Source organism: Conyzicola sp., from assembly GCF_057073975.1.
The window spans coordinates 39,883-58,621 of sequence record NZ_JBXMIS010000015.1 but is presented as its reverse complement, the minus strand read 5'-3'; the positions used below and the strand labels follow the sequence as shown (position 1 = coordinate 58,621).

Below are 18,739 nucleotides of genomic sequence, written 5' to 3'. Positions count from 1 at the left end.
CCACCACTGTGCTCGCCAAGCCGAATCGCGTGGTTCGCGGCGATGACTTCCGCACGACCATGCGTCGGGGTCGCCGGGTGAGCGCTGCCCACTCTGTGGTGTTCGTTGTTGACCAGGCGTCATCCGGTCCCGCTCGTTTCGGCTTTGTCATATCCAAGGCCGTCGGTGGATCGGTGGTTCGCAATCGTCTTCGACGTCGCCTTCGGGCGATCGCCGGTGAGGCGATAGGAAACGGACTCACGAGCGCCGACGTTGTTGTCAGGGCGCTGCCAGGCTGTGCATCACTCGACTGGACTACTCTTCACAACGAGATCACCGTCGCGATAGAGAAGGGCACGAGCCGATGAACCGGGCACTCCAGTTCGTCTGGTTCCTCCCCCGCAATGCGTGCGTTCTCGTTCTTCGCGGGTACCGTGCCGTCATCTCCCCTCTGTACGGCGATGTATGCCGGTACTACCCGAGCTGCTCGCTCTATGCGATGCAGGCCATTCAGCACTACGGCGTGGTGCGGGGCGTATGGATGGGGTCGAAGCGCATCGCGCGCTGCCACCCCTGGGCAGAGGGCGGCATCGATGATGTTCCCGCTCGCCAGCATGAGCACCTCGCCATCACACGTTTCGGTTTTGTCGTTTCACCCGGCCATGGAAAGGGCTGAGCTTGCCTACCAATCCCGTTGACTTCATCCTCTGGCCCATCAAGTGGGCCATCGAGGGAATCCTCGTCGCCTGGCACTGGGTCTTCACGACCTTCGGCCTCGATCCCGACGCCGGCCTGACCTGGGTGCTCTCGATTGTCGGCCTGACGGTTGTCGTTCGCGCCGCCCTCATTCCGATCTTCGTGCGGCAGATCAAGAGCCAGCGCCGCATGCTCGAGGTAGCGCCGCAGCTGAAGAAGATCCAGGACAAGTACAAGGGCAAGAAGGACCAGTTCTCTCGCGAGGCGATGTCGCGCGAGACGATGGCCCTCTACAGCCGCACCGGTACCAACCCGCTGAGCTCGTGCTTGCCCCTCCTGCTGCAGATGCCGATCTTCTTCGGCCTCTTCTCCGTGCTCAACGGAGCACAGCACCAGAACAAGGACGGCAGCCACAACCCCGGTGTCTTCTGGCTCGACCAGGATCTGTCCACCTCGTTCGGCACCTCGTCGCTGTTCGACATCGCGCCCCTTCACCTTGCGATCAGCACCGCAGAGGGCAACGTGGCTGTCATCGTCATCGCGCTTGTCATGATCGTCGCGATGACCGCGTCGCAGTTCATCACCAAGCTGCAGATCATGTCGAAGAACCAGTCGCCTGAACTCAAGGCGAGCCCGATGTACCGCCAGCAGCGCATCCTGCTCTACCTGCTCCCCCTCGTGTTCGCCTTCTCCGGCTACGCCTTCGCCATCGGCGTGATGTTCTACTGGCTGGCGTCGAACTTCTGGACCATGGCCCAGCAGTTCATCGTTATCCGCAACATGCCGACGCCCGGCAGTGAGGCAGCACTGGCTCGCGAGGCTCGCCTCGCCCGCCAGCGCCAGCGCAAGGGCATTGCAGAAGAGAACCCGGATGCCGTCGGTTCCGTCCTCGAGGAAGAGGCGAAGAAGCCGCAGCGCCAGCAGCCAGTCAACAAGAACCGCGCCAAGAAGAAGTCGGGCGGTAACAGAAAGTGAGTGACGTGACCGAGACAGAGTTCGCCACAGCAGCAGATTCAGAGCAGGCCCCCATCGAGTCCGACGAGCGCACGCCGAGCCAGCTGGAGGAGGAGGGCGAGATCGCCGCCGACTACATCGAGGAGCTGCTCGACATCGCCGACCTGGATGGCGACATCGAGATCGACACCCGTGGTGGTCGCGCGTACGTCTCCGTCACCTCGGAGGAGACCGCGAACCTCCGCATCCTCGCGAAGCCCGACACCGTCAATGCGCTGCAGGAGCTCACTCGCATTGCCGTGCAGACCAAGACCGGATCGTTCTCCCGTCTCATTCTGGATGTCGGCGGGTCGCGGGAAGCCCGTGTCGCAGAGCTGACCGTTCTGGTCGACCGCGCCGTCGAGCGCATCGAGGGCGGCGCGTCGTCCGCGGCGCTTCCGGCAATGTCGTCGTACGAGCGCAAGCTCGTCCATGACGTCGTTGCAGAGCGCGGCTTTGTCTCCGAGTCCGAGGGTGAAGGCCGCGACCGCCACACGGTCATCCGCCGCGCGTAGCGTCTCGTCATGTTTCACGTGAAACATCGATTGTGGTGAAAGGGTTTCACGTGAAACATCCAGCGCTAGAGGACGAGCCAGCCGGGGCCACGCAGCTCTTCGGCGAGCACATCGAGCGTGCCCGCGAGTACACCAGCGATCTGGCAGAGCGCGGCGAGGAGCTCGGCCTGATCGGCCCGCTTGAACTTCCGCGACTCTGGACACGCCACATTCTGAACTGCGCTCTCGTCGCTCCCCTGCTGAAGCCGGGCAGGGTCGGAGATGTGGGCAGCGGCGCCGGTCTACCCGGCCTCGTGCTCGCGATCGCCCGCCCCGACGCGCACCTCGTGCTCATCGAGCCGATGGAACGCAGGGTGGACTGGCTCCTCGCCGAGTCACAGAAGCTCGGCCTCGAGAACGTCACCGTCGTTCGGGCGAGGGCGGAGGAGGCCAAGCTCGAGAAGCCGTTGAACCAGGTGACGGCTCGAGCGGTCACGGCGCTCAAGGGCCTGATCCCGGCGACTGCTCCCCTGTTGCTTCACGGCGGCGAGATGCTGTTCATGAAGGGCGGTCGCGTCGACGACGAGATCGAGGCCGCGCAGAAGATCATCCGCCGTTTCCATCTCATCGATGTCGAGGTTCTCGTGCTCGGTGAGGGGATAGTGCCAGAGGTCACCCGTGTCTTTCGGGCTACAGTTGACTGATCGTTCGGCCTGCGCCCCCGCGCGGCCCGCCGCCGCATAGTCAGCAGTGCTGCTCCGGCTCCATACCTAGGCCCCGTTGCGGCCACGAACAAGAAGGTTTCACGTGAAACATCCTGACGACGATCTCGTCGACACCGAGTCTCCGGCCGTCCTGCCGACGACGACGTTCGATGACTCGACCCCGCTTGCGCGCGAGCTGGCCGAGACGAACCGCCGCCGCCAGGCGCTCGCCGCCGCTCAGCTGCCGCTGCCTGTGCAGCCCCGCATCTTCACTGTTGCCAACCAGAAGGGCGGCGTCGGAAAGACGACCACCACCGTCAACCTCGCTGCATCGCTCGCGCGGGCTGGCGCCAACGTCCTGGTTATCGACCTCGATCCGCAGGGCAACGCCTCCACCGCCCTCGGCATCGAGCACCGGGCCGACACGGTGAGCGTCTACGACGTCATCATCAACGACGAGCCCATGTCGCAGGTTGTGCAGGCGAGCCCGGAGTTCGAGGGCCTGTACGGCGTGCCGGCCACCATCCACCTTGCTGGTGCGGAGATAGAGCTGGTCTCCCTCGTGGCGCGCGAGCAGCGACTTCGTTCTGCGCTCGAGGCCTTTCTCGGTCAGTCCGACATCGATTTTCACTATGTGTTCATCGACTGCCCTCCCTCGCTCGGACTCCTCACGATCAACGCGTTTGTCGCGGCAACCGAGGTGCTGATCCCGATCCAGTGCGAGTACTACGCGCTTGAGGGCCTCAGCCAGCTGCTCAACAACATCCGTCTCATTGAGCGGCACCTCAACCCGAGACTCACGGTCTCGACGATTCTGCTGACGATGTACGACTCCCGCACCAACCTGGCCAACCAGGTCGTCGACGACGTGCGCGAGCACTTCCCGAAGGAGGTGCTCAACACGGTGATCCCGCGTTCTGTGCGCATCTCCGAGGCGCCGAGCTACGGGCAGAGCGTCATCACCTACGACCCAACCTCCCCTGGCTCGCTCTCGTACCTCGAGGCGGCCGCGGAACTCGCACGACGAGGAGCACCTGCCTGATGGCCACACCGAAGAGAACCGGACTCGGCCGAGGCATCGGCGCCCTGATCCCCGGAGGCGATGAGGACGACCTCGGTCGCCCCGTCGATGTCTTCTTCCCCTCCGCTCCGAAGCAGGAGCGCGACGAGCTTCTCGCTGTGCCCGGCGCGCGACTGGCCAGCCTCTCCCCCGACGACATCGTGCCCAACGCGCAGCAGCCGCGCACGGAGTTCCGGGAGGAGGAGCTTCAGGAGCTCGTCGTCTCCATCCGCGAGATCGGCGTGCTGCAGCCCATCGTGGTGCGACCGCTGGTCGGCGCCGTAGCGGGTGGCCCGCAGTATGAGCTCATCATGGGTGAGCGTCGGCTTCGTGCGACGAAGCAGCTCGGCCTCCCCACCATCCCTGCCGTCATCAAGAACACCGCGAATGAGGACATGCTGCGCGACGCGCTGCTGGAGAACCTCCACCGCGCCAACCTCAACCCGCTGGAAGAGGCATCTGCCTACGAGCAGCTGCTCTCCGACTTCGGCATCACGCAGGAGCAGCTGGCAGCGAAGATCGGGCGTTCACGGCCGCAGATCACCAATACGCTTCGACTGCTCAAGCTGCCAACCGGGATTCAGAACCGCGTCGCTGCCGGCGTGCTGACAGCGGGCCATGCGCGCGCCATCCTGTCGGTCGCCGACCCCGTGGCCATGGAGCGCCTCGCGACGAAGATCGTCACAGAGGAGCTCTCGGTGCGTGCCGCCGAGGCGGCAGCCGGTCAGGTCAGCGAGAAGCCGGCACGAGCCGCAAAGCCCTCGGCCGGCAAGAAGCAGGGACAGCTCGATGAGATCGCAGAGCGACTCGGCGACCGTCTCGACACCCGCGTCAAGGTGACACTGGGAGCCAGCAAGGGCACGATCGTCATCGACTTCGCGACAGTGGGCGACCTCAACCGCATTCTCGGGGAGCTCGGCGAGCCGGGCTTCTCGAACTAGAGGGCGTCGCGCACGGCCGACTCGGCCAGTGCAGAGTAGACCCAGCCGATGTCGTGCCCGGCAGCTTCGAGGGCAAGCGGAAACAGCGAGGTCTCGGTGAGCCCCGGCATGGTGCTCGCCTCGAGAAACCACGGGGTTCCCGCTCCGTCGACGATCATGTCGATGCGCGAGATGTGTCGAAGCCCGAGAGCACGGTGGGCTCCGAGGGCCTCCCCCGCCGCTCTGGCGGCCGCCACGGCGTCGATTCGGGCGGGAGTGTAGAAGTTCGTCTCCCCGGCGTTGTAGCGGGCCTCGTAGCCGTACACGCCTGAGACCGGCTCGATCTCCACGGCGGGAAGGGCCACGGGGCCATCGCCGGTGTCGATGATTCCAATGGCTATCTCTGTTCCGGTGATCTTCTGCTCGACGAGCGCTGCATCCCCGTAGGTGTACGCATGCACCATCGCCTTGGGAAGGTCGGCCTCGTCCTCCACCACGCTCACGCCCTGGGCAGATCCGCCCTGGGTCGGCTTGACCACAACGGGTACGGGCAGCTCCGCCGAGATCGTGCGCAGCACACTCGCTGCACCGAGTTCGCGGAACGCCTCACGGGTCAGGGTGATCGAGTGCGGTGTGCTGAAGCCTGCGCGCTCGACGATCATCTTGGCGGTCGGCTTGTCCCAGGCCATGCGGCTCTCGGCGGGGCGCGAGCCGACGTAGGGGATGTTCAAGAACTCGAGCAGGCCGCGCAACGAGCCGTCCTCGCCACTGGCACCGTGGAGTGCGGGCCACACGACGTCGGGCTTGGTGGCGACGAGGTAGTCGATGAGGGCGGCATCCGGGTCTCTCGACTCGACGGTGATGCCGTGCTCGGCGAGGCTGTCGGCGACGCGGCGGCCCGACCGAAGCGAGATGTCCCGCTCGTGCGAGATTCCGCCGGCGAGTACGATGACGTTCTTCAGAGTGCTGGAGGCCATGGTCCTAAGCGATGTTCGGGGGTGGGCTGACGACGCGGTCCTGCTGGCGCGTTGTTGCCAGGGGTCCGGTCTGCGAGAAGGTGTTGAGCAGGTCGAGCTCGCCGTTGATCACGGTGCTCAGTCGACGGATGCCCTCGGCGATGAACTCCGGCGTCGGGTAGCAGAACGAGAGTCGCATCTTGTTGCGCCCGTCACCGTCGGAGAAGAAGGCAGTGCCTGGGGTGTACGCCACGAGCTCCTTGACGGCGCGGGGAAGCATCGCCTTCGAGTCGAGGTGCTCTGGCAGGGTGAGCCAGACGTAGAAGCCTCCGTTGGGAACCGTCCACTCGAGTTTGGGCAGATGCTCGCCCAGTGCGGTGAGCATCGCATCGCGTCTGTCGCGGTAGACCCCGCGGAAGGTGTCGATCTGCCCGCGCCAGTCGGAAGCGCCGAGGTACTCGCTGATCACGGTCTGGGTGAAGGAGCTAGGGCTCAGCACGGCTGCCTCGTTGGCAAGCACGAGCTTCTCGCGAATCGCGTGCGGTGCGAGGGCCCATCCGACGCTGAGCCCGGGCGCGAATGTCTTGGAGAAGGTGCCGAGGTACACGACACCCTCTTCTTCGACCGATCGCATGGCCTGGGGCGGCACGGCGTCGAAGTAGAGGAGGCCGTATGGGTTGTCCTCGATCACCAAAATGCCCTCTGACCGGCATATTTCCAGAACCTCCATGCGTCGCTCCCATGTGAGGGTTACGCCGGCGGGATTCTGGAAGGTAGGGATTGTGTACAGGAACTTGATCTTCTTGCCCGCCGCCTTAACGGCCGCGATGTGCTCGCGAAGCGACTGGGGAACGAGCCCGTGCTCGTCCATGGCCACGTGGTCGACCTCCGCCTGGAACGAGCGGAACACGACGAGAGCCGTGACGTAGCTCGGCCCCTCGGCGATGACGACGTCGCCGGGGTCGAGAAACAGCTTCGAGATCAGCTCGAGCGCGTGCTGGGAGCCAGTGGTGACGACGACGTCGTCGGCACTCGCCCTGATGCCCTCGAGAGCCATGACCTCGAGGATCTGCTCGCGCAGAACGGGCATGCCCTGACCAGAGCCGTACTGGAGGGCGGAGGCGCCGTAGTCGCGAATCGTGCGCTCCATCGCGGCGGTGACGAGCTCGGTGGGAAGCGCGGAGACGAAGGGCATGCCCCCGGCGAGCGAGACGACCTCAGGGCGCGAGGCAACGGCGAAGAGGGCGCGCACTTCGGAGGCGCTGAGTCCAGCGGTGCGCTCCGCGTAGCTGTGGTACCACGGATCGAAGTTGTTGCCCTGTGTCGTCATGGTGCTTTCCCGTTCGGCCAATCGTTCAAGAATAGGGGGATCACAGAGAAAAGCCCCGCCCACGGTGTCGTGGGCGGGGCTCCTGTTCTGCGTTGTCTACGCCAGGAACTCCGCCAGGTCGGCCTCGATGGCCGGCTTTGGCTTGGCTCCGATGATGGTCTTGACGAGCTCGCCGCCCTTGAAGACCTTCATGGCTGGGATGCTCGTGATCTGGTACTTCATCGCGGTCTGCGGGTTGTCGTCGACGTTGAGCTTGACGATCTTGATCTTGTCGGAGTTCTCCGCAGCGATCTGGTCGAGGATGGGCGAGACGGCGCGACACGGGCCGCACCACTCTGCCCAGAAGTCGACCATGATGGTGTCCTTCGAGTTGAGGACCTCCTCGGCGAACGTGGCGTCGGTGACGTCGTGTGCAACAGACATGACTTTCCTTACTTGCTTAGGCGGAGACCGCTACTGCGGTCGCCTTCTCGATGAGTTCTTTGGGCAGGGCTGCGAGGTAGTGCTCCGCGTCGAGCGCTGCGACCGTTCCGGAGCCAGCAGCGGTCACTGCCTGGCGGTACGTCGGGTCGATAACGTCGCCGGCGGCGAAGACACCCGGCAGGTTGGTGCGCGACGAGCGCCCGTCGACGGCGATGGTGCCGTGCTCCGTGAGGTCGAGCTGTCCGTGCACGAGGTGCACCCGCGGGTCGGCGCCGATGGCGATGAACAGGCCGGAGAGATCCTTGGTGGTCTCTGTGCCGTCCACCGTGTCAATGAGGCCAACGCCGGTGACGAGGGTGTCGCCGTAGATGTGGGCGACCTCCTTGTTCCAGAGGAACTCGATCTTCGGGTCGTTGAACGCACGATCCTGCATGGCCTTCGAGGCCCGCAGCTCGTCTTTGCGGTGGATGACGTAGACCTTGTCGGCGAAGCGGGTGAGGAAGGTCGCCTCCTCCATGGCGGAGTCGCCGCCGCCGACGACCGCGATCTCCTTCTGGCGGAAGAACGCGCCATCGCAGGTCGCGCACCACGAGACGCCGTAGCCGCTGAGGCGGTCCTCGTCAGGGATGCCGAGCTTGCGATACGCAGAACCGGTGGCGAAGATCACGGCGAGGGCCTCGTGCACGTCGCCGTTGCCGAGGGTGACGGTCTTGACCTCGCCGGCGAGCTCGAGCTTCGTGACGTCGTCGTAGACGATCTCGGTGCCGAAGCGCTCTGCCTGCTTCTGCATCGCGAGCATGAGGTCTGGCCCCATGATTCCCTCAGGGAAGCCGGGATAGTTCTCGACCTCGGTGGTCTTCATGAGCTCGCCGCCGAACTCCACAGAACTCGCGATGAGCAGGGGGGCAAGATTGGCGCGTGCCGCGTAGATCGCCGCGGTGTAACCGGCGGGTCCCGATCCGATGATGATGAGCTGGCGCACGTCGATTGACTCCTTCAGAAGGTCTCGTTAGCCGGTACAACACATCCTAGGTGCACGCTATTCCGACTCACTGAGGTCTTCGGCACGCTGCACCAGAGCGACGGGTCGTCAGCCGCGACGGCGCAGTCGTGACAGCACGGGGCGCACGAAAGCGACGGCCTCCGGGTTGCGTACGGCGAGAAGGATGCCCCCGTAGACCGCAGCCATCGCCGATCCGCTGACGGCCAGCGTGACAATCGCGGTGAAGGGACTCGCCAGGCCGAAGCCGTCGGGCGTGAAGCACCCGAACGCCCACACGAGCAACAGTCCGACTCCGACGGCAGGCAGGGTCGCGCCGAAGTAGACGGCGTAGCGGCGAACGAGAATCGCCAGTCCGAGGTGGCCGAGACGGCGGCGCACGAGCACGAGGGCGAGACCCGCCTGGGCTGTTGCCGCGACGGAGGTGACGACAGCGAGGCCGACGGCGATGCGATCGGCGGGAAGTGCGGCAACGGCGATCGCTCCGATGACGAACAGCACGGACTGGAAGACCGTGATGAGGAACGGCGTTCTCGTGTTCTCCAGGGCGAAGAACACCCGGCGAAGCACGTAGTGAACGCTGAGCGGCAGGAGTCCGATGAGGAATGCGATGAGCACGACCGCCATGGCCGGCACATTCCTCGGCTCGGCGAAGAGCGCGCTGAACGGGAGCGCGAGCACCATGAGTCCGAGAGCGGAGAAGACGATGACGAATCCGATGGAGAGGAGCGACTGGCGCACGTCGGCGCGGAGGCTGTCGAAGTCGCCGTCGCGGGCATCCGCACTCATTCGAGTGAAGTAGGCGGTGGTGATCGGGATCGCGGCGATGGAATGCGGCAGCATGAAGATGAGGAACGACATGCGGAGTACCGCGAGGGACGCGTTCTCCTCCCCCGGCGTCGCAGAGAGCGCCGCGACATTGCTCTGCACGATGCCGGCGAGCTGGGTGACGGTGATCATCGCGAAGGTCCAGAGCGCTGCGCGCCCCGCCGTGCCGAGCCCGGCGTTCCTCCACTGGAAGTCGGGGCGGTACCGAAGACCGGCCCTGCGCCAGAAGAAGATGAGGATGAAGGCCTGGGCGGCGACGCCGAGCGTCGTGCTGCCGCCGAGAACCGCGATCATCTCTGGGGTCCACGAATCCGCGCTGAGCGTGGAGATAACCTCTTTGCCGCCGAAGAGTGCGGAGAACGCGATGAGTCCGCCGATGGCGACGATGTTGTTGATGGCCGGTGCCCAGGAGAAGGGCCCGAAGACGCCGCGCGCGTTGAGCACCTCGCCGAGCAGGCTGTACAGCGCGTAGAACAGCACCTGCGGAAGGCACCAGTAGGCGAAGGCCGTGGCGAGGGCGATGTCGGCGTCGCTGAAGCCGCCATTGCCCGCTGGACCGAGCTGGGCATAGAGGCTGACGAGCAGCGGCGCCGCAAGCGTCGAGATAACGCCGACCCCCAGGAAGACGACGATGCCGAGGGTCACGAGCCGGTTGATGAAGCGAGCCCCGCCGTCATCGTGAAGGCCGGCACGCACAATCGCGGGCACGAACACGGCGTTGAACAGTCCGGCGGCGAGCAGGATCGCGATGTTGTTCGGCAGCTGGTTGGCGAGAGCGAAGGTGTTGGCACCTGTGCCGACGATGCCGATGGTCTGCGCGGCGACCACCCCGCTGACGAAACCAAGGAGCCGCGAGACGAGCGTGCCGGAGGCGATGATTGCGGCTGCCGCGCCGACCCCGCGCCCGCGCGGCTCGTCTGCGGTCGTCATGCGATGGTGATCCGCTCTGCTCGCGCCTTGCGCCGTCGCACGATGGTGCGAACGACACCGGCGGCGAAGACGAGCACGACGAAGATACCGACGCCGACGGTGAACGGGGTCTCCCACCCCGCCTGCACCGTTGTGCGCACGTAGGTCGTGCTGCCGATCTGCTGGTTGACTGCCCCGTGCAGCGAGATCTCGAGCTCGACCACGCCGTTCGATATCGACTGCACCGGCACGGATGCCTTTCGCTGCGACTGCGGCTCGACGACGAGCTCGAAGAACGAGTTCTCTACACGAACGAGGGGGCTGAGAGGGCGCACCGTGATGTAGACGGTGATCGCCTGGTCGAGCTCGTTCTCGACGATCACGGGGAGGGACCCCCGGTCGGCCCACAGCGTGATCGAGCTGCTCTTGACCACCTTCACACGCGCGCGCAGGTCGGCAGATGCCTTGCGGTAGTCGGCGATCGCCCCCGCCCAGCCGACCTGGTCGCCGTCCCACGAGTTGGACAGCGTGGCGAGCAGGTCGAGCCGGCGGTCCGAGGTGATGAGCGTCGGGTCCTTGGCGATCTGCGCGAATGTCGAATCGAGCGCCTCGAGTTTCAGGAGCGCGGAGACGGACTCGATGGATGCCGCATCCTGCGACTTGTCGACGATCGTCACGTCGGGCCCGGGGTTGTCGGCGACCGCGCTGAGGCCGACGAGCTGAAGGGAGGCAATCGCGTCGAGCGCCGTGATCGTCGCGCCGAGGTCGATGTCGGTGAGCGGCACGGAGCGGTCGAGGGCGATGACGGCCGATGCCGCGTCTGGCCTCTCTACCGCGGCCGTGGTCGATGCGACGAGGGCCGCGACCGCGCTCTCCCAGTCGGAGCCCGCCGTGGCGGAGACCGTCGAGGAGAACAGTGCAGACAGACCTGCATCAGAGACGAGCGCTGGAGAGCCGCTCACGGTCGCGGTCGCCGTCATCGCGGAGAGGCCTGCGAGGTTGCCAGACGAGAGCAGCGAGTACTGGTAGCTCTCGGTAAGGGCGGGCAGTGTGGTTGATGACACCGAGTCGGACTGCGGCCAGGCAATGGAGGGAAGCGAGTACGGCCAATCGAGCAGGGAATCCGTAGTGGGCAGAGGCGGAGGGGATCCGTCGTCAGGCTCCGGCGTAGCACTGGGGTCGGCGGTCGGCACCCCTGTTGGCTCTGCCTCGGCAGCGCTGAAGCGCGCGGGGTCGATCGCGAAGTCGAGCGAGATGGGGGAGAGCACGGCCCCGCTGCCGGCATTGAGACCGAGCGTCAGGTCGGAGTCTGCCCACGACAGGGCGAAGGTCTCGTTGGAGACCGCGGCGAGGCGATCGAGCCACAGCGTGGCGCTCTCCGGTGCCTCGGTGCCGAGCACGCGGATGGAGGCGATGATCATGGGGTCGATCGCGAGGGTGACGGGGCGGTCGGCAACCTGGTCGAGCGAGCGGGTGAGCAGGCCGAACTCCGAGGTGTAGTTCTCGAGCAGCTCGGCAGAGATGAAGCCGTCTGTGCCGGCTGGCACGGTCAACGGCACGACGAGCGCAACCTCGGTGGGGAGTCCAGGGCTCGTCTGCGCCACGGCGGGCACGGCTCCCGCCAGCGGCCAGATCGCGAGGCCGAGCACGATTGCTGCTGCCGCACCAGTCGGCCTGAGGGTCACGAGCCAGCCCCTGTCAGTCTCTCGGCCAGCATGGGATGAGTCTATTCTCTTAGGAATGGACAGCGTCGCTTCGGCAATCGCGCGCCTCGCCGAGCTGGCTGCGTCGCCCGTTGTCGACCGACTCGCCCTGGCGTTCGAGGCCGCTGGCCACGAGCTCGCCCTCGTGGGTGGCCCGGTGCGCGACGCCTTCCTCGGTCGCAGCGTGAACGACCTCGATTTCGCGACCGATGCCCTGCCAGACCAGATCCTCGCGATCGTGAAGCCGATCGCCGATGCCCACTGGGACATCGGCCGCGCGTTCGGAACGATCGGAGCGCGTTTCGGCGACGACACCGTCGAGATCACGACCTATCGATCCGACCAGTACGACGGCGAGAGCCGCAAGCCGGAGGTGGCCTTCGGCACCTCCCTCGAGGTCGACCTCACCCGGCGCGACTTCACCGTCAACGCGATGGCGCTCCGGCTCCCCCAGCAGGTGCTCGTCGACCCCTCCGGCGGGTTGGACGACATGCTGGCCAAGCGCATCACCACACCCTCGACCCCGGCGGTCTCCTTCGGCGACGACCCGCTGCGCATGCTCCGCGCAGCACGGTTCGCCGCGCAACTCGGATTCGTCGTGACGGATGAGACGGTCGAGGCCATGCGCGAGCGCGCTGACAGCATCGGCATCATCAGCATCGAGCGGGTGAGCGACGAGCTGTCGAAGCTGCTGCTCACCGCCGACCCGGTGCCGGGCATCCGGCTGCTCGTCGACACCGGGCTCGCGCAGCTCGTTCTTCCCGAGGTTCCCGCCCTTCGCCTCGAGGTCGACGAGCACGCGCACCACAAAGACGTCTACGAGCACAGCCTCACCGTGCTGACCCAGGCCATCGAGCTGGAGCAGTCGAGACAGCTGGATGGAGCACCAGACCTGGTGCTGCGCCTCGCCGCCCTGCTGCACGACATCGGCAAGCCGGCGACGAAGCACGTGGAGCGCGGCGGTGTCGTCAGCTTCCACCATCACGACATGGTCGGAGCGAAGCTCGCGGCGAAGCGGCTCAAGGCGCTGCGCTTCGACAAGGAGACCATCGCATCCGTGTCCCGGCTGATCGAGCTGCACCTGCGGTTCTTCGGCTACACCGAGGGCGCATGGACGGACTCGGCCGTTCGCCGCTACGTGCGCGATGCGGGGCCGCTGCTCGAGCGCCTGCACATCCTCACGCGTGCCGACGTCACGACGCGCAACCGCCGCAAGGCCGACCGGCTCGGCTTCGCCTACGACGACCTCGAGCACCGCATCGCCGAGATCGCCGAGGCGGAGGGCATCGCCGCGGTGCGCCCCGACCTCGACGGTGAGCAGATCATGGCCCTGCTCGGCATCGCCCCCGGGCGAGACGTCGGCGAGGCATACCGGTTCCTGCTCGAGCTGCGCCTCGAGGAAGGGCCGCTCGGCGCGGAGGTGGCGGAGCAGCGCTTGCGCGAGTGGTGGAGTTCCCGGGCAGAAAGCGTCTAGAATAGGCAGGTTGTCCGCGCCCATGGGGTGCGACGACACGTCAACACCCTCCTGCTGCAGATCGTCTGCAGCCGTTCTAGTCCGAAGGAGGTGGGTTTGTGACGCACCAGTATGAACTCATGGTCATCCTCGATCCAGAGATCGATGAGCGCACCGTGGCTCCTAGCCTCGACAAGTTCCTCAATGTCATCCGCGCCGATGGTGGAACCATCGACAACGTAGACATCTGGGGCCGTCGTCGTCTTGCCTACGAGATCAACAAGAAGAACGAGGGCATCTACGCCGTCGTCAACTTCACGGCGAACTCCAGCGCAACCGTCGAGCTCGACCGCCAGCTCTCCCTGAGCGAGGCAGTCATGCGCACGAAGGTTCTGCGCGCAGAAGAGGGCTTCGCCCAGGTCGCCGCCGCCAAGAAGCTTGCTGACGAGAAGGCCGCCCGCAAGGCAGCCAACCCGGTCAAGCCCGCCGAGGCTGCTGCTCCGAAGGCAGAGGCCCCCAAGGCTGATGCTGCCAAGGCCGAGGCTCCCAAGGCTCCCAAGGCTCCCGCAAAGGCAGAGGCTCCGGCCGAGTCTGAGTCTGCAACCGCAGCCGAGAAGGTCGCGGAGTAGTCGTGGCTGGCGAGACTGTCATCACCGTCGTGGGCAACCTCACGGCTGACCCCGAACTGCGCTACACGCAGAACGGGCTCGCTGTCGCGAACTTCACGATCGCATCCACCCCACGCAACTTCGACCGTGCAAGCAACGAGTTCAAAGACGGCGAGACCCTGTTCCTGCGCGCAAGCGTATGGCGCGAGTTCGCCGAGCACGTTGCCGGTTCGCTGACGAAGGGCACCCGGGTCATCGCGACCGGTCGCCTCAAGCAGCGCGACTACCAGACGAAGGAAGGCGAGAAGCGCACGAGCATCGAGCTCGAGGTCGACGAGGTCGGCCCGTCGCTTCGCTACGCAACGGCCCAGATCACCCGCGCGGCTTCGTCGCGCGACGGTGGCGGGGCCGGTGGCAACCGTGGCAACTTCGGTGGAGGCGGCAACGCCCCCGTCGCCGATGAGCCGTGGGCAGCCAGTGCACCGGATGCTCCTGCCGGAGACGTGTGGAACACGCCCGGTAGCTACTCAGACGAAACGCCTTTCTAGGCGATCAACTTTTAAGGAATACAGACCATGGCTGGAAAGAGCAGCGGCGACCGCCGCAAGCCCATCCGCAAGGGCAAGGACGGCAAGAACGCCGCTCCTGCCAAGGCGATCCGCGTCGGTGTCATCGACTACAAAGACGTCGCGACCCTTCGCAAGTTCATCTCGGAGCGTGGAAAGATCCGCGCCCGCCGTATCACCGGTGTCTCCGTCCAGGAGCAGCGCCTCATCGCACGTGCCGTCAAGAACGCACGTGAGATGGCACTGCTTCCCTACGCCGGCTCTGGCCGTTAAGGAGTACCGCAATGTCTAAGCTCATCCTCACTCACGAGGTCACCGGCCTCGGCGCCCCCGGCGATGTCGTCGACGTCAAGAACGGCTTCGCTCGCAACTACCTCATCCCCCAGGGCTTCGCTGTCGCGTGGACCCGCGGTGGAGAGAAGCAGATCGAGTCGATCAAGGCAGCCCGTGTCGCCCGCGAGCACGCAACGCTCGAAGAGGCACAGGATCTCAAGGCGAAGCTGCAGGCCACGGCCGTCAGCCTCTCCGTCAAGGCCGGAGAGGGCGGACGCCTGTTCGGCTCCGTCAAGACCTCCGACGTTGCTGACGCCGTTGCCGCTGCCGGCCTCGGCACCATCGACAAGCGCAAGGTCGAGATCACCTCGCCCATCAAGGCGACCGGCACCCACGAGGCGACTGTTCGCCTCCGTGACGATGTCGTGGCAGTAATCACCATCAACGTGGTGGCTGCCAAGTAGTCGAAGAAATCCATGCGGTAGCAGCGAGGGAGACCTCGTTGCTACCGCATTTTCTTTTCGGCTGTCAAGGGTGCGCCGGGTTCATTGTGCACAGGCTCGCACCCAAGTTGGCAAACTCTCAACGTCTACTCTAAACATGTTTCTACACACACCATGTGAATGAATAAAAAGCAGGTCAAAGCGGCTATTCGCGCAATATTGGTGGAATAGTGCACAGATCTTCCCACAGGTAGCACACATGGATCACGGCGTTTCGCGCTCGTTGTCCACAGGCGCGTACACAGGGCAGTTTGTGACTGCGACGGCAGCGTCCCTATCGTGAACCAGCCGCATCCGCAGTGCTGCCCGCGACGCGTGGGAGACCGCCGATGTCGGCGGCAGCACACACACTTGAGGCGCACGGATCCCCCGCCGCGACGCAACCAGAGCACACGGAGGTGTCATGTCGATCGCCCACCTCGGTATCGCCGGCGACCAGCGACAGCAGGGCGACAGCCGCCAGGGGGACCGCACTCCCCCACATGACCTGCTCGCAGAGCAGAGTGCCATCGGCGGCATGCTGCTCAGCAAGGATGCCGTTGCCGACGTCATCGAGGTCGTTCGCGGTGTCGACTTCTACATCCCCAAGCACGAGATCATCTTCGACGCGGTGCTCGCCCTCTACTCGCATGGCGAGCCGACGGATGTCATCGCCGTCACCGACGAGCTCACCAAGACCGGTGAGCTCACGCGTGCCGGCGGGGCGGAGTACCTCCACACCCTGACCGCTCTCGTTCCGACCGCGGCGAACGCCGGCTTCTACTCGACCATCGTCGCGGAGAAGGCCGTGCTTCGCCGTCTCGTCGAAGCGGGCACCCGCATCGTGCAGATGGGCTATGCGAGCGAGGGCGAGGTCGTCGACCTCGTCAACAACGCCCAGGCCGAGATCTACGCCGTGACCGGCGGCGTCGAGAGCGAGGACTTCGTTCCCCTCACCGATGCCGTGACGACAGCCATCGACGAGATCGAGGCGGCGAAGAGCCGCGGCGGCCAGATGATCGGCGTTCCCACCGGGTTCGCAGAGCTCGACGAGCTGACCAACGGGCTGCACCCAGGCCAGCTCATCATCCTCGCCGCCCGCCCTGCCATAGGAAAGTCGACCCTCGGCCTCGACTTCGCCCGCGCCGCGGCGATCAAGCACGACCTGCCCGTCATCATCTTCTCGCTCGAGATGGGGCGCAGCGAGATCGCCATGCGCCTGCTCTCTGCCGAGGCAGCCGTGCCGCTGCAGAGCATGCGCAAGGGAACCGTGCACTCCCAGGACTGGAAGACGATCGCGGCCACCCGCGGCCGCATCAACGACGCGCCGCTCTACATCGACGACAGCCCGAACATGACACTCGTCGAGATCCGCGCCAAGTGCCGCCGTCTCAAGCAGCGCGTCGGACTCAAGATGATCATCATCGACTACCTGCAGCTCATGACCAGCGGCAAGAAGGTCGAGTCCCGCCAGCAGGAGGTGAGCGAGTTCTCTCGTGCCCTCAAGCTGCTGGCGAAGGAGCTCAGCGTTCCCGTCATCGCCATCTCGCAGCTCAACCGTGGCCCAGAGCAGCGCGCCGACAAGAAGCCGGCCCTCTCCGACCTCCGCGAGTCCGGGTCGCTGGAGCAGGATGCCGACATGGTCATCCTTCTTCACCGCGAGAGCGCCTATGAGGCAGACAGTGCTCGCGCCGGGCTCGCCGACTTCATCATCGCCAAGCACCGCAACGGGCCGACCAAGACCGTCGAGGTCGGCTTCCACGGCCACTTCTCGCGCTTCGTCGACCTGCCGCCCGACTCCTAGTCGCGATGTAGCTTCGCACTAACACGTCACGCCCCCGCCCTCACGGGCGATCTCCGGTGCGTGACGTCATTTGTGGTGCGCTCGCGCACATACCCCCGGGGGGTATATGGTTTCCAGCACACACCAAGCAAAGGAAACCCATGAAGCTCACCCATTCAGAGACCATCGCCGCGCCTCGCGAGATCGTATTTGAACTGCTTAGCGATCCAGCCAAACAACTGCTCTGGCGCGACGGCCTAGTCTCCATCGACTCGGTCGACGGGTCAGCCGTAGGGTCGCGAGTAGGAACACAGACGGTCGAGGTCTTTCACAAGGGGAGAAGGAAGACCGAGTACCGAATCAACTCGCAGGTGACCGCAAACGAGGCTCCAGACCTCTTCGCGACGAGGATCAGCCACCCCGACTTCTCTGGCGACATCACCTACCGACTCGAGACGGTCGACGGCAAGACCCGTCTCGTCTCCGAAGCCGACATGACGTATGCCGGCAATGCAGTTGTTCGCTTCCTCAGCCAGATGGCCGTGCACCACAACCGCGCCGATATGAAGACGCTGATCCGACTGGCCGAGGCCCGCTGAGGCTCCTCGGGCCGCCCAGCCGAGGGTCAGCCGCCGAGGACGCGCGGGCCGGGCTCCCGCTCATGCCGAGCGCCTAAGCTTGCAGGTGTGACCACCACCAGCGCACCGACTGCCATCGCCGGCGACCGGTACTGGATGGTGCTCATCGCACGCGCGGTTCCCGCCGCGGCCATTGCCGCGTTCATCACATTCAGCGCGAATCACTCGGTGAGCATCGGATGGATCGCACTGGCCGCATTCGGAGTCCTCACCGGTGCCGTGTTGATCGTCGGCTCGATTCGCATGGCGCCCGCAGTCGTGCGCCGGGAGCAGGTCGGCCAGGGAGCGATCCTGGCTGCGACCAGTGTCGTCGCGACGGTTGCTGCTGTTCAGGACGCCGACGTCCAACTGCTGGTCATCGTCATTGCCGCCGCGTTCATCGTGTCTGGCGCGCTGGAGCTCTTCGCCGGAGTGCGGTCGCGCGGCGACCTCCCCGTCTCGCGCGACTGGGTCTTCCTCGGTGCGGTCAGCGTCGTCTTCGGCATCGCCGTTCTGCTTATCCCCACCGATCTCAGCCAGGAGATCACAATTCCCGGCAAAGAGGTGCCGAACCTCACCGCGTCTGTCGTGGTGGTCGGCGCGCTCGGTGCCTATGCCGCGATCGTCGCGGTGTTCTCGGTGATCGCGGGGCTGTCGCTTAAGTGGGCGAAGCATCCGGATGCCGTTGCGACAGGAGAGAGTGCACCATGAGCCAGCCCGCAGACCGCCGCGATCGCACCCGCCCCGCCGAGCTGCTCGGACTCTCTGCGGTGCTCGCCGCCTTCGTCGGCGTCATCGCTCTCATGTCGACGCGCGACCTCGTGCTGGCGGTCATCGCGCTCGGCGTGACCTTCATCCTCGTTCTGGTGATCGTCGCGACTCTCGCTCTGACCATCTCCGGGCCGAGCGACATCGAACGGATCGACCTCGACGAGCAGGACCGCGACCAGGCGCACTGACCG

21 protein-coding genes and 1 pseudogene are annotated in these 18,739 nt (G+C 65.6%); 16 read left to right on the top strand and 6 right to left on the bottom strand.

Annotated features, from left to right (window positions below; all coding sequences use genetic code 11):
- Window positions 1–8 precede the first annotated feature (8 nt).
- The 7 genes from rnpA (at window position 9) to AC14A7_RS01265 (ending at window position 4,867) form a co-directional block, all read left to right on the top strand.
- Window positions 9–347, top strand: a complete 339-nt coding sequence (gene rnpA / locus AC14A7_RS01295; protein WP_484006069.1) for a ribonuclease P protein component — start codon at window positions 9–11, stop codon at window positions 345–347.
- Window positions 344–655, top strand: coding sequence for a membrane protein insertion efficiency factor YidD (gene yidD, locus AC14A7_RS01290; RefSeq protein ID WP_484006068.1), 312 nt, complete (start codon window positions 344–346; stop codon window positions 653–655). The genes rnpA and yidD overlap by 4 nt, the downstream gene beginning before the upstream one ends.
- Window positions 656–657: 2 nt before the next feature.
- Window positions 658–1,650, top strand: a complete 993-nt coding sequence (gene yidC, locus AC14A7_RS01285; protein WP_484006067.1) for a membrane protein insertase YidC — start codon at window positions 658–660, stop codon at window positions 1,648–1,650.
- A 53-nt stretch (window positions 1,651–1,703) separates the two neighbouring features.
- Window positions 1,704–2,183, top strand: a complete 480-nt coding sequence (locus AC14A7_RS01280) for a Jag family protein (protein ID WP_484006082.1) — start codon at window positions 1,704–1,706, stop codon at window positions 2,181–2,183.
- Between the two features lie 50 nt (window positions 2,184–2,233).
- On the top strand, window positions 2,234–2,866 hold the full coding sequence (rsmG, locus tag AC14A7_RS01275; RefSeq protein ID WP_484006066.1) for a 16S rRNA (guanine(527)-N(7))-methyltransferase RsmG: 633 nt from the start codon (window positions 2,234–2,236) through the stop codon (window positions 2,864–2,866).
- 151 nt (window positions 2,867–3,017) lie between these two features.
- Window positions 3,018–3,908 (top strand): ParA family protein, encoded by an 891-nt coding sequence (locus AC14A7_RS01270; protein WP_484006081.1) that lies wholly within the window; start codon window positions 3,018–3,020, stop codon window positions 3,906–3,908.
- Window positions 3,908–4,867 carry a ParB/RepB/Spo0J family partition protein gene (locus AC14A7_RS01265; RefSeq protein WP_484006065.1) on the top strand — a complete coding sequence of 320 codons (960 nt, stop codon included), beginning with the start codon at window positions 3,908–3,910 and terminating at the stop codon, window positions 4,865–4,867. The genes AC14A7_RS01270 and AC14A7_RS01265 overlap by 1 nt, the downstream gene beginning before the upstream one ends.
- On the opposite strand, the gene AC14A7_RS01260 is transcribed toward AC14A7_RS01265, so the two are convergent.
- The 6 genes from AC14A7_RS01260 to AC14A7_RS01235 all read right to left on the bottom strand — a co-directional run bounded on the left by AC14A7_RS01260 (window position 4,864) and on the right by AC14A7_RS01235 (window position 11,977).
- Window positions 4,864–5,823 (bottom strand): D-alanine--D-alanine ligase family protein, encoded by a 960-nt coding sequence (locus tag AC14A7_RS01260; RefSeq protein ID WP_484006064.1) that lies wholly within the window; start codon window positions 5,821–5,823, stop codon window positions 4,864–4,866. The genes AC14A7_RS01265 and AC14A7_RS01260 overlap by 4 nt on opposite strands.
- 4 nt (window positions 5,824–5,827) lie before the next feature.
- A complete protein-coding gene (locus AC14A7_RS01255; RefSeq protein WP_484006063.1) occupies window positions 5,828–7,132 on the bottom strand; it encodes an aminotransferase-like domain-containing protein in 1,305 nt (434 codons plus the stop codon).
- A 96-nt stretch (window positions 7,133–7,228) separates the two neighbouring features.
- Complete coding sequence (gene trxA, locus AC14A7_RS01250; protein WP_484006062.1) at window positions 7,229–7,555, bottom strand: thioredoxin; 327 nt, start codon at window positions 7,553–7,555, stop codon at window positions 7,229–7,231.
- 16 nt (window positions 7,556–7,571) lie between these two features.
- Window positions 7,572–8,537 carry a thioredoxin-disulfide reductase gene (trxB, locus tag AC14A7_RS01245; RefSeq protein ID WP_484006061.1) on the bottom strand — a complete coding sequence of 322 codons (966 nt, stop codon included), beginning with the start codon at window positions 8,535–8,537 and terminating at the stop codon, window positions 7,572–7,574.
- Window positions 8,538–8,645: 108 nt separating this feature from the next.
- Complete coding sequence (gene murJ, locus AC14A7_RS01240; RefSeq protein ID WP_484006060.1) at window positions 8,646–10,313, bottom strand: murein biosynthesis integral membrane protein MurJ; 1,668 nt, start codon at window positions 10,311–10,313, stop codon at window positions 8,646–8,648.
- Complete coding sequence (locus AC14A7_RS01235) at window positions 10,310–11,977, bottom strand: DUF6049 family protein (protein WP_484006059.1); 1,668 nt, start codon at window positions 11,975–11,977, stop codon at window positions 10,310–10,312. The genes murJ and AC14A7_RS01235 overlap by 4 nt, the downstream gene beginning before the upstream one ends.
- A 55-nt stretch (window positions 11,978–12,032) precedes the next feature.
- Here AC14A7_RS01235 and AC14A7_RS01230 point away from each other — a divergent pair, with 55 nt between their 5' ends.
- From AC14A7_RS01230 to AC14A7_RS01190, 9 genes and pseudogenes are all read left to right on the top strand, one after another.
- The gene (locus AC14A7_RS01230) at window positions 12,033–13,469 is read left to right on the top strand and encodes a CCA tRNA nucleotidyltransferase (RefSeq protein WP_484006058.1); all 1,437 of its coding nucleotides are present in this window, start codon (window positions 12,033–12,035) and stop codon (window positions 13,467–13,469) included.
- Between the two features lie 119 nt (window positions 13,470–13,588).
- Window positions 13,589–13,930: pseudogene (gene rpsF / locus AC14A7_RS01225) on the top strand (30S ribosomal protein S6); the annotation flags it as partial.
- Between the two features lie 149 nt (window positions 13,931–14,079).
- Window positions 14,080–14,604, top strand: coding sequence for a single-stranded DNA-binding protein (locus AC14A7_RS01220; protein WP_484006057.1), 525 nt, complete (start codon window positions 14,080–14,082; stop codon window positions 14,602–14,604).
- A gap of 27 nt (window positions 14,605–14,631) precedes the next feature.
- Window positions 14,632–14,895 (top strand): 30S ribosomal protein S18, encoded by a 264-nt coding sequence (gene rpsR, locus AC14A7_RS01215; protein ID WP_484006056.1) that lies wholly within the window; start codon window positions 14,632–14,634, stop codon window positions 14,893–14,895.
- An 11-nt stretch (window positions 14,896–14,906) separates the two neighbouring features.
- Entirely contained in the window at window positions 14,907–15,359 is a 453-nt protein-coding gene (rplI, locus tag AC14A7_RS01210) for a 50S ribosomal protein L9 (protein ID WP_484006055.1), read from the top strand.
- Window positions 15,360–15,801: 442 nt separating this feature from the next.
- The gene (gene dnaB / locus AC14A7_RS01205) at window positions 15,802–17,181 is read left to right on the top strand and encodes a replicative DNA helicase (protein ID WP_484006054.1); all 1,380 of its coding nucleotides are present in this window, start codon (window positions 15,802–15,804) and stop codon (window positions 17,179–17,181) included.
- Window positions 17,182–17,321: 140 nt separating this feature from the next.
- Window positions 17,322–17,759 (top strand): SRPBCC family protein, encoded by a 438-nt coding sequence (locus AC14A7_RS01200; RefSeq protein WP_484006053.1) that lies wholly within the window; start codon window positions 17,322–17,324, stop codon window positions 17,757–17,759.
- Window positions 17,760–17,846: 87 nt separating this feature from the next.
- Window positions 17,847–18,488: a DUF308 domain-containing protein gene (locus AC14A7_RS01195; protein ID WP_484006052.1), complete on the top strand. Its 642-nt coding sequence runs from the start codon at window positions 17,847–17,849 to the stop codon at window positions 18,486–18,488.
- On the top strand, window positions 18,485–18,736 hold the full coding sequence (locus AC14A7_RS01190; RefSeq protein ID WP_484006051.1) for a hypothetical protein: 252 nt from the start codon (window positions 18,485–18,487) through the stop codon (window positions 18,734–18,736). The genes AC14A7_RS01195 and AC14A7_RS01190 overlap by 4 nt, the downstream gene beginning before the upstream one ends.
- The last annotated feature ends 3 nt before the right edge of the window (window positions 18,737–18,739 follow it).